Genomic DNA, 19,331 nt, shown 5'->3' on the forward strand with positions numbered 1-19,331 from the left:
CACCGATAAAGGAGCGACGGATATGAAAACGACGAAACTCAAGCAGATTGCCCAGTGGTGCGGCGGCACCCTCCATGAGACGGACGGGGAAGTGGAGGTCCGGGGCGTTTCCACCGATTCCCGGGAGGTCAAGCCCGGTCAGATGTTCATTCCTCTGGTGGGCGCACGGGTAGACGGCCACACCTTCATCAGCCGTGCCGTGGAAAACGGCGCTGTGGCGGTCCTCAACGCCAACAAGGAGAAAGCGCCTAAAAACGTCCCCTATATCCAGGTGGAGGATACGCTGCTGGCCTTCGGCGCCATTGCCGCCGGATACCGTCAGACCATGAAGGCCAAGGTTCTGGCCATTACCGGCAGCGTCGGCAAGACCACCACCAAGGAAATGCTGGCTGCCATTCTGAACCGTCAGTTCCGCACCATCTGGACCGAGGGCAATCACAACAACAACCTGGGTCTGCCCATGTCCGTCATGGACATCGAGGAGGACACGGAGCTGGCCGTTCTGGAACTGGGCATGAGCGCCTTTGGAGAGATGTCCTATCTGACTAAAATTGCCCGGCCCGACATGGCTATTTTCACCAATATCGGCACCATGCACATTGAGCATCTGGGCTCCCGGGAGGGCATTCTCAAGGCCAAGATGGAGATTCTCGAGGGCATGAACAAGGAGAAGGGTGTCCTGGTCCTCAACGGCGACGAGCCGCTGCTATGGAACCAGCGCAAGGAGCTGCCCATGGAGACCCATTACTTCGGCATCGACAACAGTCTGTGTGAAGTGTCGGGCAGCAATATCCGCAGCGATAACAGCGGCGTCCGCTTCGATGTGACGGCCTTTGGCAAGACCTTTGAGGTCTTCGTTCCCGCCAACGGCCAGCATACGGTGTATAACGCGTTGGCGGCCATTACAGCGGCCTTGCTGCAGGGGGCCACGGTGGAGAACATCCAGGCGGGCCTTGCGACCTTTGAAAACGCCGGTATGCGCCAGAAGATCTACGAGAAGAACGGCTACACCATCATTGAGGACTGCTACAACGCCGGCCCCGAGTCCATGGAAGCCGCCATTAACGTCCTGGCAGACCGGGTCGTGGAGGGCAATGGCCGGAAGATCGCCGTGTTGGGCGATATGCTGGAATTGGGCAGCTGCGCCATGGCCGAGCATCACCGCATCGGCCGTATTGCCCAAATCCGCAAGATCGACCGGATTTTTGCCTATGGCGTCAACGCCAGCCGTGTGGCCACCGGCGCAGTCACCGGCGGTATGAAAAACAAATTCGCCAACTTCTACGACGACCAGGATCAGCTGATTCACGACCTGCGCTTTCAGGCCAAGCCCGGCGACACCCTGCTGTTCAAGGGCAGCCGCGGCATGAAGATGGAGCGGATTCTACAGCTGTTCTGGAAGGACGAGGATATCTGACCATACATCGGAGGAACCCATGAATAATTTACAATTCCAAGCGATTGCCCTGCCGCTGCTGACGGCGGCAGTGGCTTTCGTGGCGGCCCTGCTCCTGGGCAAACTTTGCATCCCTGCCCTGCGGGCCTTGAAGGCCGGTCAATCCATCCGGGAGATTGGCCCCAGCTGGCACAACTCCAAGGCCGGTACCCCCACCATGGGCGGCATCATCTTTATTGCCGCCGCGGCCTTTTCCATGATTCTGTTCGGATGGAGCGGCGTGTTGTCGGGCCATTGGGAGCACCTGTTTGTTCTGGTGTTTTCCCTGGTCTTCGGCGCCATCGGCTTTCTGGATGATTTCGTCAAGGTGAAGAAGAAGCGGAACCTGGGCCTGACGGCATTGCAGAAGCTGGTGTTGCAGCTGGCCGCCGCCGGCTGCTACCTTGCGCTGCTGCGGTGGAGCGGCCACCTGACCAACCACCTGTACATCCCGTTCTGGAATGTGACCTTTGAGATCAACTGGATTATTTATATGGTCTTCGCCATCTTCGTCATCGTGGGCTGTGTCAACGCCGTCAACCTGACCGATGGCATCGACGGACTGGCCACCGGCGTCACGATGCCCGTTATGGCGTTTTTTGCTGTGACGGCATCCATCTGGAGTGTGTTTCCCGAGAGCGGTCTCCACACCCTGGCCCTGTTCCCGGCGGCTCTGTTCGGCGGTCTGGCGGGATTCCTGGTCTACAACTTCCACCCGGCCAAGGTATTTATGGGCGATACGGGCTCGTTGTTCCTGGGCGCTGCCGTCTGCGGCACGGCGTTCGCGATGGATATGCCCCTGGTACTGATCCCCGTCGGCTTGATTTACATTATGGAAACCGTGTCGGTGATGATGCAGGTGACGTATTTCAAGCTGACCCACGGCAAGCGGATTTTTAAAATGACGCCCATCCACCATCACTTTGAGATGTCGGGATGGAGCGAGGTGAAAATTTTCACGGTGTTTACCGTGGTGACGCTGCTGCTCTGCGCGGCGGCATTTGTGGGCGTAGCCGGGCGCTACTAACCGGCAATCGGTAAAAGGAGGACCCATGAGAGCAACAATCCAGACAAAAGAGAAAGAGAAAGTACTCATAGACGATCGCGGAATGCTGGATCTGCCTTTTTTGATCCTGACGTTGTTGCTGGTGACCATCGGTGTCATCATGATGTTTTCAGCCAGCTATGCCAGAGCCTATACCGATGAAGGGGACTCGGCTTTTTACTTCTGGAAGCAGCTGCGCTTTGCCCTCATCGGTATTGCCGGTATGTACGCGGCCAGCCGATTCAATTATCAGCTGTGGCGGCCCATCTCCCTGTTTTTGGCGGCGGGCTGCTTTGTGCTGCTGCTGCTGACGCCCATCATCGGTACTGAATCCGGCGGCGCGACCCGCTGGATTACCCTGCCGGGTCTGGGTCAGTTCCAGCCCTCAGAGGTGGCGAAGCTGGCGGTGGTGCTGCTCTTTGCCAATATGATCTCCAACTTCCGGGAGAAGATGAACTCGTTTCGATACGGCGTACTGCCCTTTGCCGGTGTCCTGGCGGTGACGGCGGGCCTGCTGGCCCTGGAGCCCCACCTGTCCGCCACCTTGATCATCGGCGCCACCGGCGCGGTGATGATGTTCCTGGGCGGTACTCCTAAGAAGTGGTTTCTCATCGGCCTGGGCGTGGCGCTGGTGGGCGCGGCGCTGTATCTGGCGATTTTCCCCTATGCCGCGGCCCGTCTGGAGTCATGGCGGGACCCCTTCAGCGATCCCTCCGACAGCGGCTTGCAGCTGGTCCAGTCCCTCTATGCCATCGGCTCCGGCGGCCTGATGGGCTTGGGCTTCGGCAAGAGCCGTCAGAAATACCTCTATTTGCCCGAGGAACACAACGACTATATCTTCGCCATTGTCTGCGAGGAGCTGGGCTTTATCGGCGCGGTCGTCATCATTCTGTTGTTTGTCCTGCTGATTGTCCGGGGCTTCCTCATTGCCCAGCGGGCCAGAGACCGGTTCGGCACTCTGGTGGCCGCCGGACTTTCCACACTGCTGGCCTTGCAGGTGTTCTTCAATATTGGCGTCGTCACCAACTTTCTGCCCTCCACCGGCATCTCCCTGCCGTTTTTCTCCTATGGCGGCACGGCTCTCATGATGCAGCTGGGTGAAATGGGCATCATTCTCAATATTTCACGCAACACCAAGCGCAATCTACAGCAGGTCCGGGAGGCGACGCCATGAATGTGATCTTTACCTGCGGCGGCACCGGTGGCCACATCAATCCGGCCATTGCCGTCGCCAAGCTCCTGCGGGAGCGCAGTCCCAACAGCAATATCCTTTTTGTCGGCGCCAACGACGGAATGGAGACAAAGCTGGTGCCACGGGAGGGGTTCGAGCTGCGGACGCTGACCATCTCCAATTTTCAGCGGAAGCTGACGCCCCAGGGCATCGCCCACAATTTCCGGACCATTCGGACCATCCGGCGGGCCTTGCAGCGAGCCGATGCAATCATTGACCAGTTCAAGCCCGACGTGATTCTCGGCACCGGCGGCTATGCCAGTTTCCCCATGCTGCGGCAGGGCGCCAGACGACATATTCCCACAGCGGTCCATGAGTCCAACGCCGTGCCGGGCCTTACCACCAAAATGGTGGCCAAGGGTGCCGAACGCATTCTCGTCAATTTCGAGGAGAGCCGGGAACAGTATGAGAACCCGGAACGGGTGGTGGTCACCGGGATGCCGGTACGGCCGGAATTTCTCTATACCACCCGGGAAGCGGCCCGGGAAGCCCTGGGTCTGGACAACCGTCCCCTGGTGGTGTCCTGCTGGGGCAGCCTGGGCGCACGGGAAATGAACAAGAAGATTACCGATTTCTTCGTCCGGGAGATTGCCGACGGAGAACCGTGGAATCATATCCATGCCACCGGCAGCTTTGGCTGGCGGTGGATGCCGCAGTATGTCAAGGAGGCGGGAGTGGACCTGTCGGAACACCCGTCCATTGACCTGCGGGAGTATATCTACGACATGCCTCTACTGATGGCGGCGGCGGACCTGGTGATCTGCCGGGGCGGCGCGGCCACCATCAGTGAGGTGGCGGCGTCGGCCACACCCTGCATCATTGTGCCGTCGCCCAACGCCACCAACAACCACCAGGAGAAGAACGCGCGGCTGCTGGAAGGGCGCGGCGCGGCGGAGGTCCTGCTGGAACGGGACTGTTACGGTGGTCGCCTCTATGAGACGGCCCGGAAGCTCTTGGAGGACCGGGCGCGGCGCAGCGCCATGCGAAGCGCCTTGCGGCAGATCGCCGTGGTGGACGCCGCAGAGCAGATCTACGGCGTGCTGCTGGAACTGGCCAAGTCACAATGACAGCTTTTTCCGCATATGATGGGATATCCAGTTGTCAAGGAACCCGTAAAACTGCTGTGACAGAGCAGCAGGGGGTGTGTGCGGGGGACAAAAGTCCCCTGCACCGATTTCAATTGACCGAGAATTCAACTTTTCAAAGTTGAATTCTCGCCTTGAGCTTGTCAAACATGTTTGACAAGTTCGGGATATCTATGGAGAGTCCCATTGAGAACTGCGGAGGGAGCTATGAAAGCGTATTGGGTCAACGGCGGGCGGCCGCTGGAGGGGACCGTGGCCATCCACGGGGCCAAGAACAGCGTCCTGCCCATTCTCGCGGCGTGCGTCTGCTGCGCCGGAATCTGTGAAATTGAAAACTGTCCCCGCATCGCCGATGTGGATACGGCCGTGGCCATTCTGGAGCACTTGGGATGCCGGGTGGTCCGGCAGGAGCACCGGCTGATGGTGGACGCCACGACGGTGGACCGCTGTGATATCCCCGGAGACCTCATGGGCGGCATGCGTTCCTCGATTTTGTTTCTGGGGGCGCTGCTGACCCGCTGCGGCCAGGCGGAGCTGTCTCTGCCCGGCGGCTGTGCCCTGGGACGGCGGCCCATCGATCTGCATCTGTGGGCGGCAGAGGAGTTGGGGGGCTGCTGGGAAGGATGCGGCCCAGGCCTGCGCTGCACCTGCCGCAGTATGGTGGGCTGCCGCCTGCCCCTGCGCTGCCCCAGCGTGGGCGCCACGGAAAACGCCATGCTTATGGCCTTGGGCTGTCAGGGCGTAACGACCATTGAAAACGCTGCCAGAGAGCCGGAAATCACGGACCTGGCGCGGTTTTTAACGGCCATGGGCGCGAAAGTCGTCGGAGCCGGTACCGGGACCATCACCGTTGAGGGCGGGCAGCCCCTCCATGGGGCCTGTCACAGGGTTATGGCCGACCGCATTGAAGCGGCCACCTATTTGTGCGCTGCCGCCGGCTGCGGCGGTCGGGTGGAGCTGGTGGGAGCCGAGCCGGACGCCTTGACACCGGTGACGGAACTGCTGGAGCGGTCCGGCTGCATCCTGCGGCCCACGGAACGAGGGCTGCTGCTGCAATCGGATGGACGGTTACATACACCGGGACCTGTGGTGACCCGGCCCCATCCGGGATTTCCCACTGATGCCCAGGCCCCCATGATGGCGGCGCTGCTGCGGGCGGCGGGCGTCACGGAGTTTACGGAGACCATTTTTGAAAACCGGCTGCGCCATGTGGAGCAGCTGCGGCGGCTGGGGGCCGATATCCGCCAGTACGGCAGCCGGGCGCTGGTCCGGGGGGTGTCCCGCCTCCATGGCAGCGTCCTGGAGGCCACGGACCTGCGGTGCGGCGCGGCGCTGCTCATCGGCGCACTACAGGCGGAAGGGGACAGCACGGTTCTGGGCGTCCACCATATCCGGCGGGGCTATGACAACATTGCCGAAACGCTGCGCGCTGTGGGCGCCCGGATATGGGAAATCGATTACACTGGATAACACCGCGCCGGGAGGCGCCAGGAGGAACGAAACAATATGGAGCAAGGCAGATACAATGGGCCGTCCGGCGGAACCTCCGTCCGGCGGCCCCCGACAGGCGGACAACGACGATATGGCCGCAGCGGCGTACTGGCAAGAATTTTCGTCATGCTGCTGGTGGTGGCCATATTCATTTTCTGCGCTGCCATCTTTTTTAAGATCACCGAAATCGTGGTGGTGGGAAATAATCTCTACACCGACGAGGAGGTGGTGGAGGCCTCGGGCCTTGCTCTGGGAGACAATCTGCTGGCCGTGAGCCGCGGCACCGTGGCGGGCCGCATTCAGGCCAGCCTGCCCTATGTGGAGGATGTGCAGGTGGGACGGGCGCTGCCGGGTACCGTTACCGTCACGGTTCGGGAGAGCGACGCCGTCTATGCCGTCTATGCCGCCAACGGCACGGTGTGGCTGATGAACAGCAGCGGAAAGCTGCTGGAGCAGGCCGCGCCGGGAGCATCCTCCTACCCCTGGCTGGTGGGCGTCACGGTTCAGACGCCCCAGGCGGGCAATCAGGCTGTCTGCGCGGAGACCGAGGCACTGGACGCGGCATTGACGGTGATTCAGCTGCTGGAAGCCACCGACTATCTGCCGAAAATTGTGGAGATTGATGTGACAAAACCCTACGACATTCTGCTCCGGTATGAATCCCTTTATGAGATTCACCTGGGCGGCGTGGACCAGATGGAGTACAAAATGCGCTATCTGACGGCCATTCTGGCCGACAGTCAGATTGTCGAGGGCGGTATCATCGATTTGACCCTGGAAAAGGAGAATGCCGCCGTGTTCAAACCCTGGAGTTCCACGGTATCGGTACCGGGGACGTCGGGTGGTGACACGGAGGAACCTGACGGGGAAACCACCGACCAGACATCGGAAGAATCCACCGGGGAAATGGGCGAACAGACGTCCCCGGAGGCGTCGGAAACGACGGAAACGGGGGAAGAAGCGGCAACGACCGATAATTCTGCGGAGAATTGATGAAATATATTGACCTGACGATGTTTTCGCGTTAAAATAGCAGAGATAAGCATAATATAGCACAGCTGTACACTTTCGAGTGTTGATCCAGATACATAGGAGGAGCCCAAATGTCTGAGGTATATACGGATAAGGTAGTTTCAATCAAGGTCATCGGCGTCGGCGGCGCCGGTAACAACGTCGTCAACCGCATGATTGCCAGCGGGATGCAGGGTGTAGAGTTCATTGCCGTCAATACGGATAAGCAGGATCTGAACAAGTCCAAGTGTGAGAACAAGGTTCAGATCGGCGAGAAACTCACCGGCGGCATGGGCGCCGGTTCCAAGCCCGATATCGGCAAGAAGTCCGCAGAGGAGAGCCGTGCGCTGATTGCCAAGGTTCTGGAGAATACGGACATGGTGTTCATCACCGCCGGTATGGGCGGCGGCACCGGCACCGGTGCGGCTCCCATCATTGCCGATCTGGCCCACGAGGCCGGGATTCTCACCGTTGGCGTGGTGACCAAGCCCTTCCGCTTTGAGGGCGCCAACCGGATGCGTCAGGCGGAGAGCGGCATTGCTGAACTGTCGGAGAAGGTGGATGCCCTGATCATCATCCCCAACGACCGCCTGAAATACGTCACCGATCAGAAGATCACCTTTGCCAATGCTTTTGGAATCGCCGATGATGTGCTGAAGCAGGCCGTCAATTCCATTTCCGAGCTGGTGGGCTACTCCGAGCGGGTCATCATCAATCTGGATTTCGCCGACGTGTCGGCCATCATGAAGGACGCCGGCCGGGCTCATATGGGCGTGGGCACCGCCTCCGGCCGGGACAAGGCTGAGCAGGCCGCCATGGCTGCTGTGGCCAGCCCCCTGCTGGAGACCTCCATCAATGGCGCCATGGGCGTTTTGATCAACGTCACCGGTTCCGCCGATCTGGGACTGGACGATGTAGAGACCGCTGCCAATATTGTTATGGAGGCTGCAAACCCCGATGCCAATATCATTTTCGGCGCTGCCTTTGACGACAGCTTCGATGATGAGATGCGTGTTACCGTCATTGCCACAGGCTTCGATGATGCCAGCACCAAGGCCCCCGTCAAGAACACCGGCATGTTCACCGCCGCCGGGGAGAAGGCCAAGAGCACCGCTGCGCCGGCGCAGCCCAAGGTGGACGATGACGATATCGATGCGCTGCTGAAGATTTTCGATAAGTAAGGCATTGGTGCACCATAAGAGCAGATCGGGCAGGAGACGAATGTCTCCTGCCTTTGTTGTCCCCTGATGAGAAGCGAAAGGGGAAAAAACACCATAAACCGGTAGAAATTTTCAAGTTCCTATTTACTTTTTCGGTTTAGTATGCTAATATAAACAAACAGATCGGGCCGATTAGGGCCATTTTTAAATTTTGGAGGTGTGGGTGTGAATAACCGCAATAAGCGATCCAATCCCGAAAATGACCTGTACCGTGCGATCCTGCTGCTGGAGACACCGGAGCAGTGCTACAATTTTTTTGTGGACCTGTGCACCGTATCGGAGCTGAAGGCCATGGAGCAGCGTTTTGAAGTGGCCAAGCTGCTCAACCAGGGTATGATCTACAATGACATTCTGGAGCAAACCGGCGCCAGCAGTGCCACGATCAGCCGTGTCAACCGCAGTCTCAACTACGGTACCGACGCCTATCGGGATATTTTTGCCAAACTGGAGTCCGAGGACGAGGAGGACGACGCGTGAGCGCCTATGAGGCCCTGGCGTTCTCCTACGACGGATTGACTCAAGATATCGCATATGAGGAAACACTGAACTTTATAGAGTCGGTGTTGCAGCGCCTGGGGAAGACCCCCAAGACCGTACTGGATCTGGCCTGCGGCACCGGCTCTCTGTCCGTTTTGCTGGCCCGTAAAGGGTATGCGGTGTTGGGCGTCGATTTGTCGGAGGACATGCTGACGGTGGCCTATGACAAGGCATTGGAACTGGAAGGGGAGCGGCCCCTGTTCATCTGCCAGCCCATGCAGGAATTGGAACTGCCTCAGCCGGTGGAGCTGGCCGTGTGCTGCCTCGACAGTCTCAACTATGTCACCGACCCGGAGGATGTCCGGGAGACATTCCGGCGGGTCTACGACCATCTGACGCCGGGCGGCGTCTTCCTGTTTGATATCAACTCGGCGTACAAACTCCGCGGCCTAGACGGCCAGGTGTTCCTGGATGAAAACGACGAGAGCTACTGTGTGTGGCGGGCGGAGTTTGACGAAGCGGAGAATATTTGCTATTATGGCATCGACCTGTTTCAACGGGACGGCGACGTGTGGCGGCGCAGCTTCGAAGAGCACGCCGAGTATGCCTATACCACGGAGGAGCTGACCCAGTGGTTGCTGGAGGCGGGATTTGGCCTGGTGCTCCCCATGGGGGACCGCCGCCTGACGCCGCCGCAGCCGGAGGAACAGCGCATCTATTTTGCGGCAGTCAAGGAGGAACCATGAGCGATAAGATTGTCAGAGCCATGACAAAGGACGGCTATGTCAAAGCCACAGCAATCACGTCCGCCGGAATAGTCGAGTGGGCCCGTCAGATTCACAAGACGCTGCCCACGGCCACAGCGGCGTTGGGACGCCTGCTGACGGCAGCTTCTATGATGGGCAATATGCAGAAGGTGGAGGACGGCTCCCTGACGCTGCAAATCAAGGGCGACGGTCCCCTGGGCACGCTGCTGGCCGTGTCGGACGCTGTGGGCAACGTCCGAGGGTATGTGACCAACCCGCAGATTTCTCTGCTGGAGAAGTACAGGGGGAAGTTGGATGTGGGCGCTGCCGTGGGCCATGGTATGCTGACGGTAATTCGGGACTTGCAGATGAAGGAACCGTATGTCGGCAGCGTGGAGTTGGTCAGCGGCGAGATTGCCGAGGATATCACTGCGTATTTCGTCCAGAGTGAACAGGTGCCGACGGCCTGTGCGTTGGGTGTCCTGGTGGACGTGGATCAGAGTGTCAAGGCCGCCGGCGGCTACCTGATTCAGCTGCTGCCCGGTGCGCCCGACGAGGTCATCGACAAGATCGAGGCGGGCATCCAAGCCGCCGGAGCCGTAACGCCCCTGCTGGAACAGGGCAGAAGTCCGGAGCAGCTGCTGGAGACGGTACTGCGGGACTTTGAGTTGGAGCTGCTCGAAACAACGCCGGTGGAATACCGGTGCTATTGCTCTTTGGACCGGGTCACGTCCACGCTGATCAGCTTGGGAAAGAAGGAACTACAGGAAATCGTGGACGATGGGGAGACCATCCACATCGGCTGTCAGTTCTGTGATACGGACTATGCGTTCACAACAGAGCAAATTCAGGACATTCTGAAAAAACTTTAAAATTTTTGAAAAAAGGTGTTGACATTTGGCGTACCATCCGATATAATAACACCCGTCGATAGCGCCCAACGGTGCGAACGACGATGAAAAGTTGGGAAAACCCAGGTTTTCAAGGCCAAATGGCCCGGTGGTGCAGTCGGTTAGCACGCCAGCCTGTCACGCTGGAGGTCGACGGTTCGAGTCCGTTCCGGGTCGCCATTTTTACTGTGCCGAGTTTCGGCACATATGCCTCTGTAGCTCAGTTGGTAGAGCAGCGGACTGAAAATCCGCGTGTCGTTGGTTCGATTCCGACCGGAGGCACCATTTGCACTGCAAATGCGGTGCAGATGCGGGTGTAGCTCATCTGGTAGAGCGCCACCTTGCCAAGGTGGAGGTAGCGAGTTCGAGCCTCGTCACCCGCTCCATCGGCTGAAAAGCCGTTATGAATAGGGAGGTTTGGCCCGGTGGTGCAGTCGGTTAGCACGCCAGCCTGTCACGCTGGAGGTCGACGGTTCGAGTCCGTTCCGGGTCGCCATATGAGAAGCTGAGAGCGTTCTCAGCTTCTCAACTCCCCGACGAATACCGCAGATGCGGGTGTAGCTCATCTGGTAGAGCGCCACCTTGCCAAGGTGGAGGTAGCGAGTTCGAGCCTCGTCACCCGCTCCAAAAGCACACAAACGGTTCGCCGTTTGTGTGCTTTTTCCTTTTCTGCTGTGGTAAAGTGACATACAATATGATAAAATGGAGAAAACGGAAAGGGGAGACCGCCTTGAAGGAGTGGAAGATGGTGGCCAGGATGCTGCGGTGCAGCTGGCGGCCGCTGTTTGAATTTGAATTGCTGTTCAAGCTGCTGGCACTGACGGTGTTTACACCGGTGTTCTCCCTGTCGGTCCGGGGCGTCATGGCGGCCAATGGCTACGACTATCTGACCGTGGACAATATTGGGCCGTTTTTACAGAACCCCATCACTTGGGTACTGCTGTTTGTGGTCATTCTCCTGGTGGCTTTTTATGTGCTGCTGGATATTGGCGCGATTCTCTACGCTGTGGATCAGGGTCGGCTGGGCTGCCGGGCAGATATCCTGTCTATGCTCCGAGCGGCGTGGCGGGCGGCGTGGCGGGTGTTCCGGCCCCGGAACTGGCCTCTGGCCGTGATGGCGCTGCTGCTGCTGCCGGTGATGAACATTGGTATTCTGCCGGGCTTTATCAGCACGGTGGCCATTCCAGAGGCGGTGGAGGACCTACTGAGCAAACACCCGGGATGGGTGTGGTGTGCTGTGGCGGTTTTGGCGGCGCTGACGGTTGTGGTGCTCCGCTGGCTCTATGTATTCCATTTTTACGCCCTCCAGGGCTGTCCGTTTCGTAAGGCTCGCCGCCGCAGCATTGAGCTGGGCCGGGGCAGCCGTCTGCGGGATTTGCTGACCTTTGGCGCATTGCAGATGGCGGGCGCGATTTTCTTTGCCATCCTCGTGATGGCACTGCTGGCGGGCTTTGTGTTTCTCTCCAAGCTGTTCACGGAGTCGGTGGTGTTGGACGCAGTGCTGATGGGCACCGTATGGGTGACGCTGAGTATTCTGCTGCTGCTGTTTTCCGTCCTGTCGGTACCGGTGGGCTTTGGCTGTATCAGCGCCCTGTTTTACGTCCGGATGGACCAGAAAGGATATGAACTGCCCCAGACCATGGCTGTGAATTTGCAGCATCGCCGGGGCAGTCGGTGGCTGCGGACGGCGGAGGCGGCGCTGCTGGTGTTGTCGGTGGCGTTCTGCGCCTATTACGCCTATCAGGCGTCCATCGGCGAGACCAATTTCAATGTGGAATATGTCCACACCATGGAGGTGACGGCCCATCGCGGCGCATCCAAGGACTATCCGGAGAACACCATGCTCGCCTTTGAGGGGGCGCTGGAAATGGGCGCCGATTGGATTGAACTGGACGTACAGCAGACCCGGGACGGCGTGCTGATTGTGATGCACGACAGTAATCTGCGCCGGACCACCGGGGATCCCCGCAACATCTGGGAGGTGGACTACAAGGAAGTGGCCCAGCTGGACGCAGGCGAATGGTTTGCGCCGGAGTATGCCGGTACGCCCATTCCCACCCTGGCGGAGGTCCTGGAGTGGGCCAGGGATAACGATATGCGTCTGAATATTGAACTGAAACCCACAGGCCATGAGACGGATTTTGCCAAGTCTGTGGTGGAGCTGGTGCGCAACTTTGATTATATGGACCGGTGTGTGATTACGTCCCAGTCCTATGAGACGCTACAGCAGGTCCGGGACTGCGATGAGGAAGCGCAGACCGTCTATGTTATGGCCGTGGCCTATGGCAATCTGTTGAAGCTCAAGGCGGCGGATACGTTCAGCGTCAAATCCATCAATATCACCTCTTCCATGGTGGGACGGCTGCACAACGCCCAAAAGCAGTTGTACGCGTGGACGGTGAATTCTGAGAAGTCCATGGAGAAGATGGTGCAGTTGGGTGTGGACAACATTATCACCGATAATGTGCCAATGGCCAAAGCGGTGGTTTACGCCAATAAGACCAGTGGATTGATCCAACGATACCTGGAATTTCTGGAGAATTTCTAACGTTTGGACAAAAACGAAAAAGAATGAAATTTTTCTCAAAAAACCGTTGACAAAAAGGGGGGGATGCGTGTATAATAAATCACGCGTTGAGGACAAGACGCCGAAAAACATCGGCAAAAAGTTCGGAAAACGCGGCGAACTGTTGGGAGCATAGCTCAGCTGGGAGAGCACATGCCTTACAAGCATGGGGTCACAGGTTCGAGCCCTGTTGTTCCCACCAATTTGGCCCGGTGGTGCAGTCGGTTAGCACGCCAGCCTGTCACGCTGGAGGTCGACGGTTCGAGTCCGTTCCGGGTCGCCATTTTTACTGTGCCGAAGTACGGCACATATGCCTCTGTAGCTCAGTTGGTAGAGCAGCGGACTGAAAATCCGCGTGTCGTTGGTTCGATTCCGACCGGAGGCACCACTTCTGAAAGATTTGTTTAGAAAAAACTTCTTGACAAACCTGGAAGAATGTGATATAATTCTTGCGTTCGCTGGTACACAGCGTGATACGCGGGTGTAGCTCATCTGGTAGAGCGCCACCTTGCCAAGGTGGAGGTAGCGAGTTCGAGCCTCGTCACCCGCTCCATACGGTGCCATGGCCAAGTGGTAAGGCAAAGGTCTGCAAAACCTTTATTCCCCAGTTCGAATCTGGGTGGCACCTCCAAAAAGACACACCGTATGGTGTGTCTTTTTTTGCGCAGCGTCATATGTTATATCATCCCATTTCGTGCAAGCAAGTGAGGTACCTATGACAAAGTATGAACAGGCGATCTTTGAGCTGATTGAATCTTCCCGCAGCCATCTGACGGCGGAGCAAATTTACGCCACGCTGAAGCAGCGCTATCCCACCATCGTTTTGGCGACGGTCTATAATAATTTGAAAAAGCTGAGTCAATCCGGAATGGTGCACAAAGTCACTGTGGAAGGACAGCCCGACCGGTACGACCGCCGGATACGGCACGACCACCTGATTTGTGCCGACTGTGGCGCACTGCTGGACATTGACCTGGGAGATATGATCCAGCAGTTTCAGGAACGTGTCCCGGAGTTGCTGCTGGGATATGACTTGCGTCTGCTGTATCGCTGTGAAGCGTGCCGCCGGAAGCGGGAGGCAAGCCCCAAGGAAGGGGAGGGGCAGACATGACGGTGCTGGTTTGTCTCGATGACAGAAACGGTATGCAGTTCAATGGCCGCCGACAGAGCCGGGACCGCGTGGTGTCGGCCCATCTGATGAAGGACAGCAAGGGTATTTTGTATGTGGCGCCCCAGTCGGTGCCGTTGTTTCCAACGGAGACGGCGCTGGCTGTGACAGAGGACGTCCTGAGGGATACGCCGGAGGACGGCGTCTGCTTTGTGGAAACGCCGCCTCTGGGCCCGGCAGCGCCCCGGATACACCGCCTCATTGTCTATCGATGGAATCGGGTCTATCCCACCGACAGGGTGCTGGATTTGCAATTGGACCATTGGACGCTGCGGGAACGGTCGGAGTTTCCCGGCAGTTCTCACCCCAAAATCACCAGGGAGGTATACGAACCATGAAACAAACGATGATGACATGGATGCTGACGGTACTGGTGGCGGCGGTGCCCTTGACCGGCTGCACCGGGATTCCGGCCGAGGATCAGCCGCAGCAGACGATAAGCGGAGATCTGGTGGGCGGCACGTTTTCTGCCGATGAAGTTCCGGCCTACAGCGACGCGGCCTATGTGGCAATCCACGACAACGTACCATATTTTACGGAAGGGGATTTGACCACGGACTCTTATGAGTCCTACAGCCCGCTGGACGCCTTGGGGCGCTGCGGCGTGGCCATGGCGTCGGTGGGCCAGGACCTGATGCCTACAGAGGATCGGGGCTCCATTGGCCAAGTGAAGCCCTCCGGCTGGCAAACGGTGAAATATGACATTGTGGACGGCAAATATCTCTATAACCGCTGTCATCTGCTGGGATATCAGCTGACGGGTGAGAACGCCAACGAGGAGAATCTCATCACCGGTACCCGGTATTTGAATATCGAGGGAATGTTGCCCTTTGAAAACATGGTGGCCGACTATGTGCAGGAGACGGACAACCACGTGCTGTACCGGGTGACGCCGGTGTTCACCGATGCCAATTTGGTGGCGGACGGTGTTTTGATGGAAGGATGGTCCGTGGAGGATGGGGGAGAGGGCGTCTGCTTCTGTGTCTACGCCTATAACGTTCAACCCGGCATTACCATCAATTATGCCACAGGAGACAGCTGGCTCAGCGAGGAGGGTGCTCCGGCGGAGGAACCGGCAGAGGAGGACCCCCAGGGCACGGCATACGTTTTGAATACCAACAGCATGAAATTCCATTACCCGGACTGCTCCAGCGCGGCGGATATCGGTCCAGAGAACCGGAAGGAGTACACCGGCACCCGGGAGGAGCTGGTGGCACAGGGCTACAGCCCCTGCGGCCGCTGTAAGCCATAATAATTCATAAAATGTAAAAAACACCGAAGTTTCTAAGGAGACTTCGGTGTTTTTTTGCAGATATCACAGATGGACGCCGGTGCCGACGCCGATGGGCAGGCCCAGAGTGAGCCAGAGCACAAAGGTGATGGTCCAGAACACCAGGAAAAAAATGCTGTAGGGCAGCATAGTGGCGGTGATGGTGCCGATACCGGCTTTTTTGTCGTAGCGCTGGGCAAAGGTGACAATGACAGCAAAATACGTCATCAGGGGGGTGATGATGTTGGTGCTGGAATCACCGATGCGGTACGCAAGTTGACACAGCTCCGGCCGGTACCCCAGCAGCATAAACATGGGGACAAATACCGGGGCCAGGATGTTCCATTTGGCGGAGGCGGAGCCCATAAACAGGTTCATAAAGGCCGAGAACAGAATAAAGACCACAATCAGGGGAATCAGGCCGATATTGGCATCCTGGAGGAAGGCGGCGCCGCTGAGGGCGATGATGGTGCCCAGCCTGGTGTAATTGAAATAGTTGATAAACTGAGCAGAGACAAAGGCCAGGGCCAGGAAAGAACCCATGGAGGCCATGGACTTGCTCATGGCGCCGCATACGGCGTGGTGGTTGGGAAAGGTGCCGACGGTGCGGCCGAATGCCACACCAGGCAGGAAGAACAGCAGAGCGATCAGGACCACAATGCCGTCCACAAAGGGGGACGCCTTGCCCAGCAGTTCACCGGCCTCGTTGCGGAAGAACGAACCGGAGGGGAGACAGAGTGCAGCGACCAATAGCAGATAGACCGCCATGACGATACCGGCCCGGCGCAGGCCCTTTTTTTCCAAAGCGGTGACCGTGGTCAGGGAGTCATCCTCCTCGGCCGGCACATGGCCGCCAAAGGCCGCCAGACGGGGCTCCACAATCTTGTCGGTAACGATGGTACCGAGTACCATAATTAACACCGTGGAGAAACAGAGGAAATAGTAATTGCCCATGACGTTGACATGGTAGGAGGGGTCAATGAGGTGGGCCGCTGTTTGGGAGATGCCCACCAGCAGAGGGTCCAGGGTACCGATGAGCAGATTGGCCGAAAAGCCGCCGGACACACCGGCAAAGGCGGCGGCCAGACCAGCCATGGGATGACGGCCATAGGCCCGGAAGACCATGGCGCCCAGGGGGATCAAAATGACGTAGCCCGCGTCGGAGGCGACATTGGACATGACGCCGAGGAAGACCACCACAGGGGTAATCAGCCGCTTGGGGGTCGCCTGTACCGTGCGTTTCAACAGGGCGTTGACCAGGCCGGAGTGCTCCGCCACGCCCACACCCAGCATGGCCACCAGCACCATGCCCAGGGGAGCGTAGCTGGTAAAATTTTGGACGGCGTTGCTGAAGATGTAGGACAGACCGTCTTTGGTCAACAGACTGACCGCCCTAACGGTGGTGACTTTCAGCTCGCCGCCGGACACCAGTTCACCGGTGGCCGAAACGCCTAGGGCGGCGCAGACGGCGGAAATGAGGATGATCAGCAGAGCCAGCATGGCAAACAGGGCGACGGGGTGGGGCAGCTTGTTGCCCACAGCCTCGATGCCATTGAGCCAACGGTTGTAGAGACTGATCTTATTGGAAGAATTCTTATCAGACATTCTCTCTCACCTTGCAATATAGGATATCCCGGTTTTTCAAGTCGGGACTCGGCAATCATAGTTTGGCGCTGAAAAAATAGCATTCTTTCACAAATCCCATCTAAGATTTCGGAGAAACAGCCAAAGGAAAGACGAGTAAGTTGTTGATATTGTTGTTCCCCAAATCGCGGTACCTATACCCAAAAAGGGCCCGCACCAGATGGTGCGGGCTCCAAGATGATTGAGAAAAATATGTAGAGGGCTCGGATAGAGACTGTCAACGCGTTTCTGTCTTACCGCCGTACGCGGCCAGAGCAGTCTCCTGCTGCCAGCTTTTCCACTTCAGCTACAGAGACACGGTTGTAGTCACCCTCAACAGAGTGCTTGAGTGCGGAAGCAGCTACGGCAAACTCAATGGCGTCTTGGGGGGATTTGCCTTGCAAGAACGCATAGATCAAACCGCCGCCGAAGCTATCCCCACCGCCGACACGATCAACAATGTGCAGATGGTATTCTTTGGAGAAGTAGCATGACTGACCGTCATACGCATACCCGCCCAATGATTGTCACTGGCGGATAGTGAGGTGCGCAACGTGATGGCTACCGCTTCAAAATGGAACCGTTCGGCCAGCTGCTGCGCCACACTTCGATAGCCATCCTTATTCAGTTTCCCACCATAAATGTCGGTCTCTGCTGCTTCAATGCCGAACACATCCTTGGCATCTTCTTCATTGGAAATACAGATATCCACATACTGACACAAATCGCTCATTGCTGTGCGAGCCGCTTCGCGGGTCCACAGCTTGCCGCGATAGTTCAAGTCACAGGAAACTTTGACACCATGGGCTTTTGCGGCAGTACAGGCGGCTTTGCAGATCTCCACCAGATGGCCGCCCAGAGCCGGTGTGATACCGGTAAAATGGAACCAGTCGGCGTCGGCGAAAATGACGTCCCAATTGAAATCTTCAGGGGAGGCATCTGCAATGGCAGAGTGAGCGCGGTCATAAATACAGACGCTGCCGCGTTGGGAAGCGCCCTTTTCCAGATAGTAGATGCCCACCCGATCGCCACCGCGGACAATCCGGCTGGTATCTACACCGAAATAGCGCAGGGAATCAATGGCAGCCTGTCCAATGGCATGACACGGCAGTTTTGTCACATAGACACTGTCAACGCCATAGTTGGCCAGGGAAACGGCGACATTGGCTTCGCCGCCGCCAAAGGTGGCCTGCATCTGATCATTTTGGAAAAAACGATAGTACCCGTTGGGGGCCAGGCGCAGCATCAGCTCTCCGAATGTTACAACTTTAGCCATGGGAGCGGACCTCCTTTACAATTTGGACGGATGCTTTGCACAGATCAGTGATCTCAGACCATTTTTGACCATCAATCAGTTCAGAGGTAACCATATAGGAGCCGCCGCAGGCGCAGATGGCAGGGCAGGAGAGATATTCCCGCAGATTTTTCAGAGAGATACCGCCGGTAGGCATAATGCGGAACATGGGGAACGGTGCGCTCATGGCTTTGATTTTTGCCAAACCGCCGGATTGCTCCGCGGGAAAAAACTTGAGGACCTCCAGTCCCAGACGGTGGGCGGTATGGTAGTCACTGGGGGTTGTGCAGCCAGGGAAAATGGCGATGCCCTTCTTTTGGCAATACTGTACCAGCTGTGCATCGAGACCGGGCGTTACAATAAACTGCGCACCGGCAGCCAGAGCCGCATCCACCTGCGCTTCGGTCAAAACGGTACCGGCGCCCACAAGCATATCCGGATAGGCCTGGACCATGGCGGCAATGGCGTCGGCGGCACCGGCAGCACGGAAGGTGACCTCTGCCACAGGAAGCCCGCCGGCAATCAATGCCTGTGCCAGCGGTATGGCATCCCGTTGAGGATGATGCAATTGGATGACTGGAACGACGCCAAGTGTGGTAATGCGCAGTGCAATGGAATCCATAAAAAACCCTCCTATGTTTTATATTATAAAACAGCGTTTTATATTTTAGCTTATTATAAGCACGATTTTGTAGAATTGCAAGGTTGTATCGTTAGAAAAAACGTTGCAAATTTTGTGAGATTTCCTATAATAAGAGTATCTGTTTTATATAATGAAA

General features: G+C 57.6%; 16 protein-coding genes, 10 tRNA genes and 1 pseudogene. 24 read left to right on the forward strand and 3 right to left on the reverse strand.

What is annotated here, in order from left to right; translation table 11 throughout:
• Window positions 1–22 precede the first annotated feature (22 nt).
• From ACTQ33_RS09830 to ACTQ33_RS09945, 24 genes are all read left to right on the forward strand, one after another.
• A complete protein-coding gene (locus ACTQ33_RS09830; RefSeq protein ID WP_441464324.1) occupies window positions 23–1,417 on the forward strand; it encodes a UDP-N-acetylmuramoyl-tripeptide--D-alanyl-D-alanine ligase in 1,395 nt (464 codons plus the stop codon).
• Window positions 1,418–1,436: 19 nt separating this feature from the next.
• Entirely contained in the window at window positions 1,437–2,462 is a 1,026-nt protein-coding gene (gene mraY / locus ACTQ33_RS09835; protein ID WP_441464326.1) for a phospho-N-acetylmuramoyl-pentapeptide-transferase, read from the forward strand.
• 25 nt (window positions 2,463–2,487) lie between these two features.
• Window positions 2,488–3,654, forward strand: coding sequence for a putative lipid II flippase FtsW (gene ftsW / locus ACTQ33_RS09840; protein ID WP_441464327.1), 1,167 nt, complete (start codon window positions 2,488–2,490; stop codon window positions 3,652–3,654).
• The gene (locus ACTQ33_RS09845; RefSeq protein ID WP_441464329.1) at window positions 3,651–4,778 is read left to right on the forward strand and encodes a UDP-N-acetylglucosamine--N-acetylmuramyl-(pentapeptide) pyrophosphoryl-undecaprenol N-acetylglucosamine transferase; all 1,128 of its coding nucleotides are present in this window, start codon (window positions 3,651–3,653) and stop codon (window positions 4,776–4,778) included. Before ftsW ends, ACTQ33_RS09845 begins: the two co-directional genes overlap by 4 nt.
• 225 nt (window positions 4,779–5,003) lie before the next feature.
• Window positions 5,004–6,266 (forward strand): UDP-N-acetylglucosamine 1-carboxyvinyltransferase, encoded by a 1,263-nt coding sequence (gene murA / locus ACTQ33_RS09850; RefSeq protein WP_441464332.1) that lies wholly within the window; start codon window positions 5,004–5,006, stop codon window positions 6,264–6,266.
• A gap of 36 nt (window positions 6,267–6,302) precedes the next feature.
• The gene (locus tag ACTQ33_RS09855) at window positions 6,303–7,280 is read left to right on the forward strand and encodes a cell division protein FtsQ/DivIB (RefSeq protein WP_441464334.1); all 978 of its coding nucleotides are present in this window, start codon (window positions 6,303–6,305) and stop codon (window positions 7,278–7,280) included.
• Window positions 7,281–7,390: 110 nt separating this feature from the next.
• Entirely contained in the window at window positions 7,391–8,479 is a 1,089-nt protein-coding gene (gene ftsZ / locus ACTQ33_RS09860) for a cell division protein FtsZ (RefSeq protein WP_441464336.1), read from the forward strand.
• A gap of 204 nt (window positions 8,480–8,683) precedes the next feature.
• Window positions 8,684–8,995: a YerC/YecD family TrpR-related protein gene (locus ACTQ33_RS09865; RefSeq protein ID WP_441464338.1), complete on the forward strand. Its 312-nt coding sequence runs from the start codon at window positions 8,684–8,686 to the stop codon at window positions 8,993–8,995.
• A complete protein-coding gene (locus tag ACTQ33_RS09870; RefSeq protein WP_441464340.1) occupies window positions 8,992–9,741 on the forward strand; it encodes a class I SAM-dependent DNA methyltransferase in 750 nt (249 codons plus the stop codon). The genes ACTQ33_RS09865 and ACTQ33_RS09870 overlap by 4 nt, the downstream gene beginning before the upstream one ends.
• Entirely contained in the window at window positions 9,738–10,613 is an 876-nt protein-coding gene (hslO, locus tag ACTQ33_RS09875; protein ID WP_441464342.1) for an Hsp33 family molecular chaperone HslO, read from the forward strand. Before ACTQ33_RS09870 ends, hslO begins: the two co-directional genes overlap by 4 nt.
• A gap of 121 nt (window positions 10,614–10,734) precedes the next feature.
• Window positions 10,735–10,811 (forward strand) — tRNA-Asp (locus ACTQ33_RS09880).
• A gap of 29 nt (window positions 10,812–10,840) precedes the next feature.
• Window positions 10,841–10,916: transfer RNA gene (locus ACTQ33_RS09885), tRNA-Phe, on the forward strand.
• A gap of 25 nt (window positions 10,917–10,941) precedes the next feature.
• Window positions 10,942–11,017: transfer RNA gene (locus ACTQ33_RS09890), tRNA-Gly, on the forward strand.
• 33 nt (window positions 11,018–11,050) lie between these two features.
• Window positions 11,051–11,127, forward strand: a tRNA-Asp gene (locus ACTQ33_RS09895).
• Between the two features lie 55 nt (window positions 11,128–11,182).
• A tRNA-Gly gene (locus tag ACTQ33_RS09900) sits at window positions 11,183–11,258 on the forward strand.
• A gap of 103 nt (window positions 11,259–11,361) precedes the next feature.
• A complete protein-coding gene (locus ACTQ33_RS09905; RefSeq protein WP_441464344.1) occupies window positions 11,362–13,179 on the forward strand; it encodes a glycerophosphodiester phosphodiesterase family protein in 1,818 nt (605 codons plus the stop codon).
• A 144-nt stretch (window positions 13,180–13,323) separates the two neighbouring features.
• Window positions 13,324–13,399: transfer RNA gene (locus tag ACTQ33_RS09910), tRNA-Val, on the forward strand.
• 4 nt (window positions 13,400–13,403) lie between these two features.
• A tRNA-Asp gene (locus ACTQ33_RS09915) sits at window positions 13,404–13,480 on the forward strand.
• A 29-nt stretch (window positions 13,481–13,509) separates the two neighbouring features.
• A tRNA-Phe gene (locus ACTQ33_RS09920) sits at window positions 13,510–13,585 on the forward strand.
• 89 nt (window positions 13,586–13,674) lie between these two features.
• A tRNA-Gly gene (locus ACTQ33_RS09925) sits at window positions 13,675–13,750 on the forward strand.
• Window positions 13,751–13,753: 3 nt separating this feature from the next.
• Window positions 13,754–13,828: transfer RNA gene (locus tag ACTQ33_RS09930), tRNA-Cys, on the forward strand.
• An 84-nt stretch (window positions 13,829–13,912) separates the two neighbouring features.
• Complete coding sequence (locus tag ACTQ33_RS09935) at window positions 13,913–14,308, forward strand: Fur family transcriptional regulator (protein WP_441464346.1); 396 nt, start codon at window positions 13,913–13,915, stop codon at window positions 14,306–14,308.
• Window positions 14,305–14,703 (forward strand): hypothetical protein, encoded by a 399-nt coding sequence (locus tag ACTQ33_RS09940; RefSeq protein ID WP_441464348.1) that lies wholly within the window; start codon window positions 14,305–14,307, stop codon window positions 14,701–14,703. Before ACTQ33_RS09935 ends, ACTQ33_RS09940 begins: the two co-directional genes overlap by 4 nt.
• Entirely contained in the window at window positions 14,700–15,617 is a 918-nt protein-coding gene (locus ACTQ33_RS09945; protein WP_441464350.1) for a DNA/RNA non-specific endonuclease, read from the forward strand. Before ACTQ33_RS09940 ends, ACTQ33_RS09945 begins: the two co-directional genes overlap by 4 nt.
• 63 nt (window positions 15,618–15,680) lie before the next feature.
• On the opposite strand, the gene ACTQ33_RS09950 is transcribed toward ACTQ33_RS09945, so the two are convergent.
• From ACTQ33_RS09950 to eda, 3 genes and pseudogenes are all read right to left on the reverse strand, one after another.
• Entirely contained in the window at window positions 15,681–17,240 is a 1,560-nt protein-coding gene (locus ACTQ33_RS09950; protein WP_441464352.1) for an AbgT family transporter, read from the reverse strand.
• A 272-nt stretch (window positions 17,241–17,512) separates the two neighbouring features.
• Window positions 17,513–18,534 (reverse strand): annotated as a pseudogene (locus tag ACTQ33_RS09955) (PfkB family carbohydrate kinase).
• A complete protein-coding gene (eda, locus tag ACTQ33_RS09960; protein ID WP_441464354.1) occupies window positions 18,527–19,174 on the reverse strand; it encodes a bifunctional 4-hydroxy-2-oxoglutarate aldolase/2-dehydro-3-deoxy-phosphogluconate aldolase in 648 nt (215 codons plus the stop codon). Before eda ends, ACTQ33_RS09955 begins: the two are co-directional and overlap by 8 nt.
• Window positions 19,175–19,331 lie beyond the last annotated feature (157 nt).

The organism is Candidatus Avoscillospira sp. LCP25S3_F1 (assembly GCF_052117125.1).
Lineage (GTDB): Bacteria > Bacillota > Clostridia > Oscillospirales > Oscillospiraceae > Avoscillospira_A.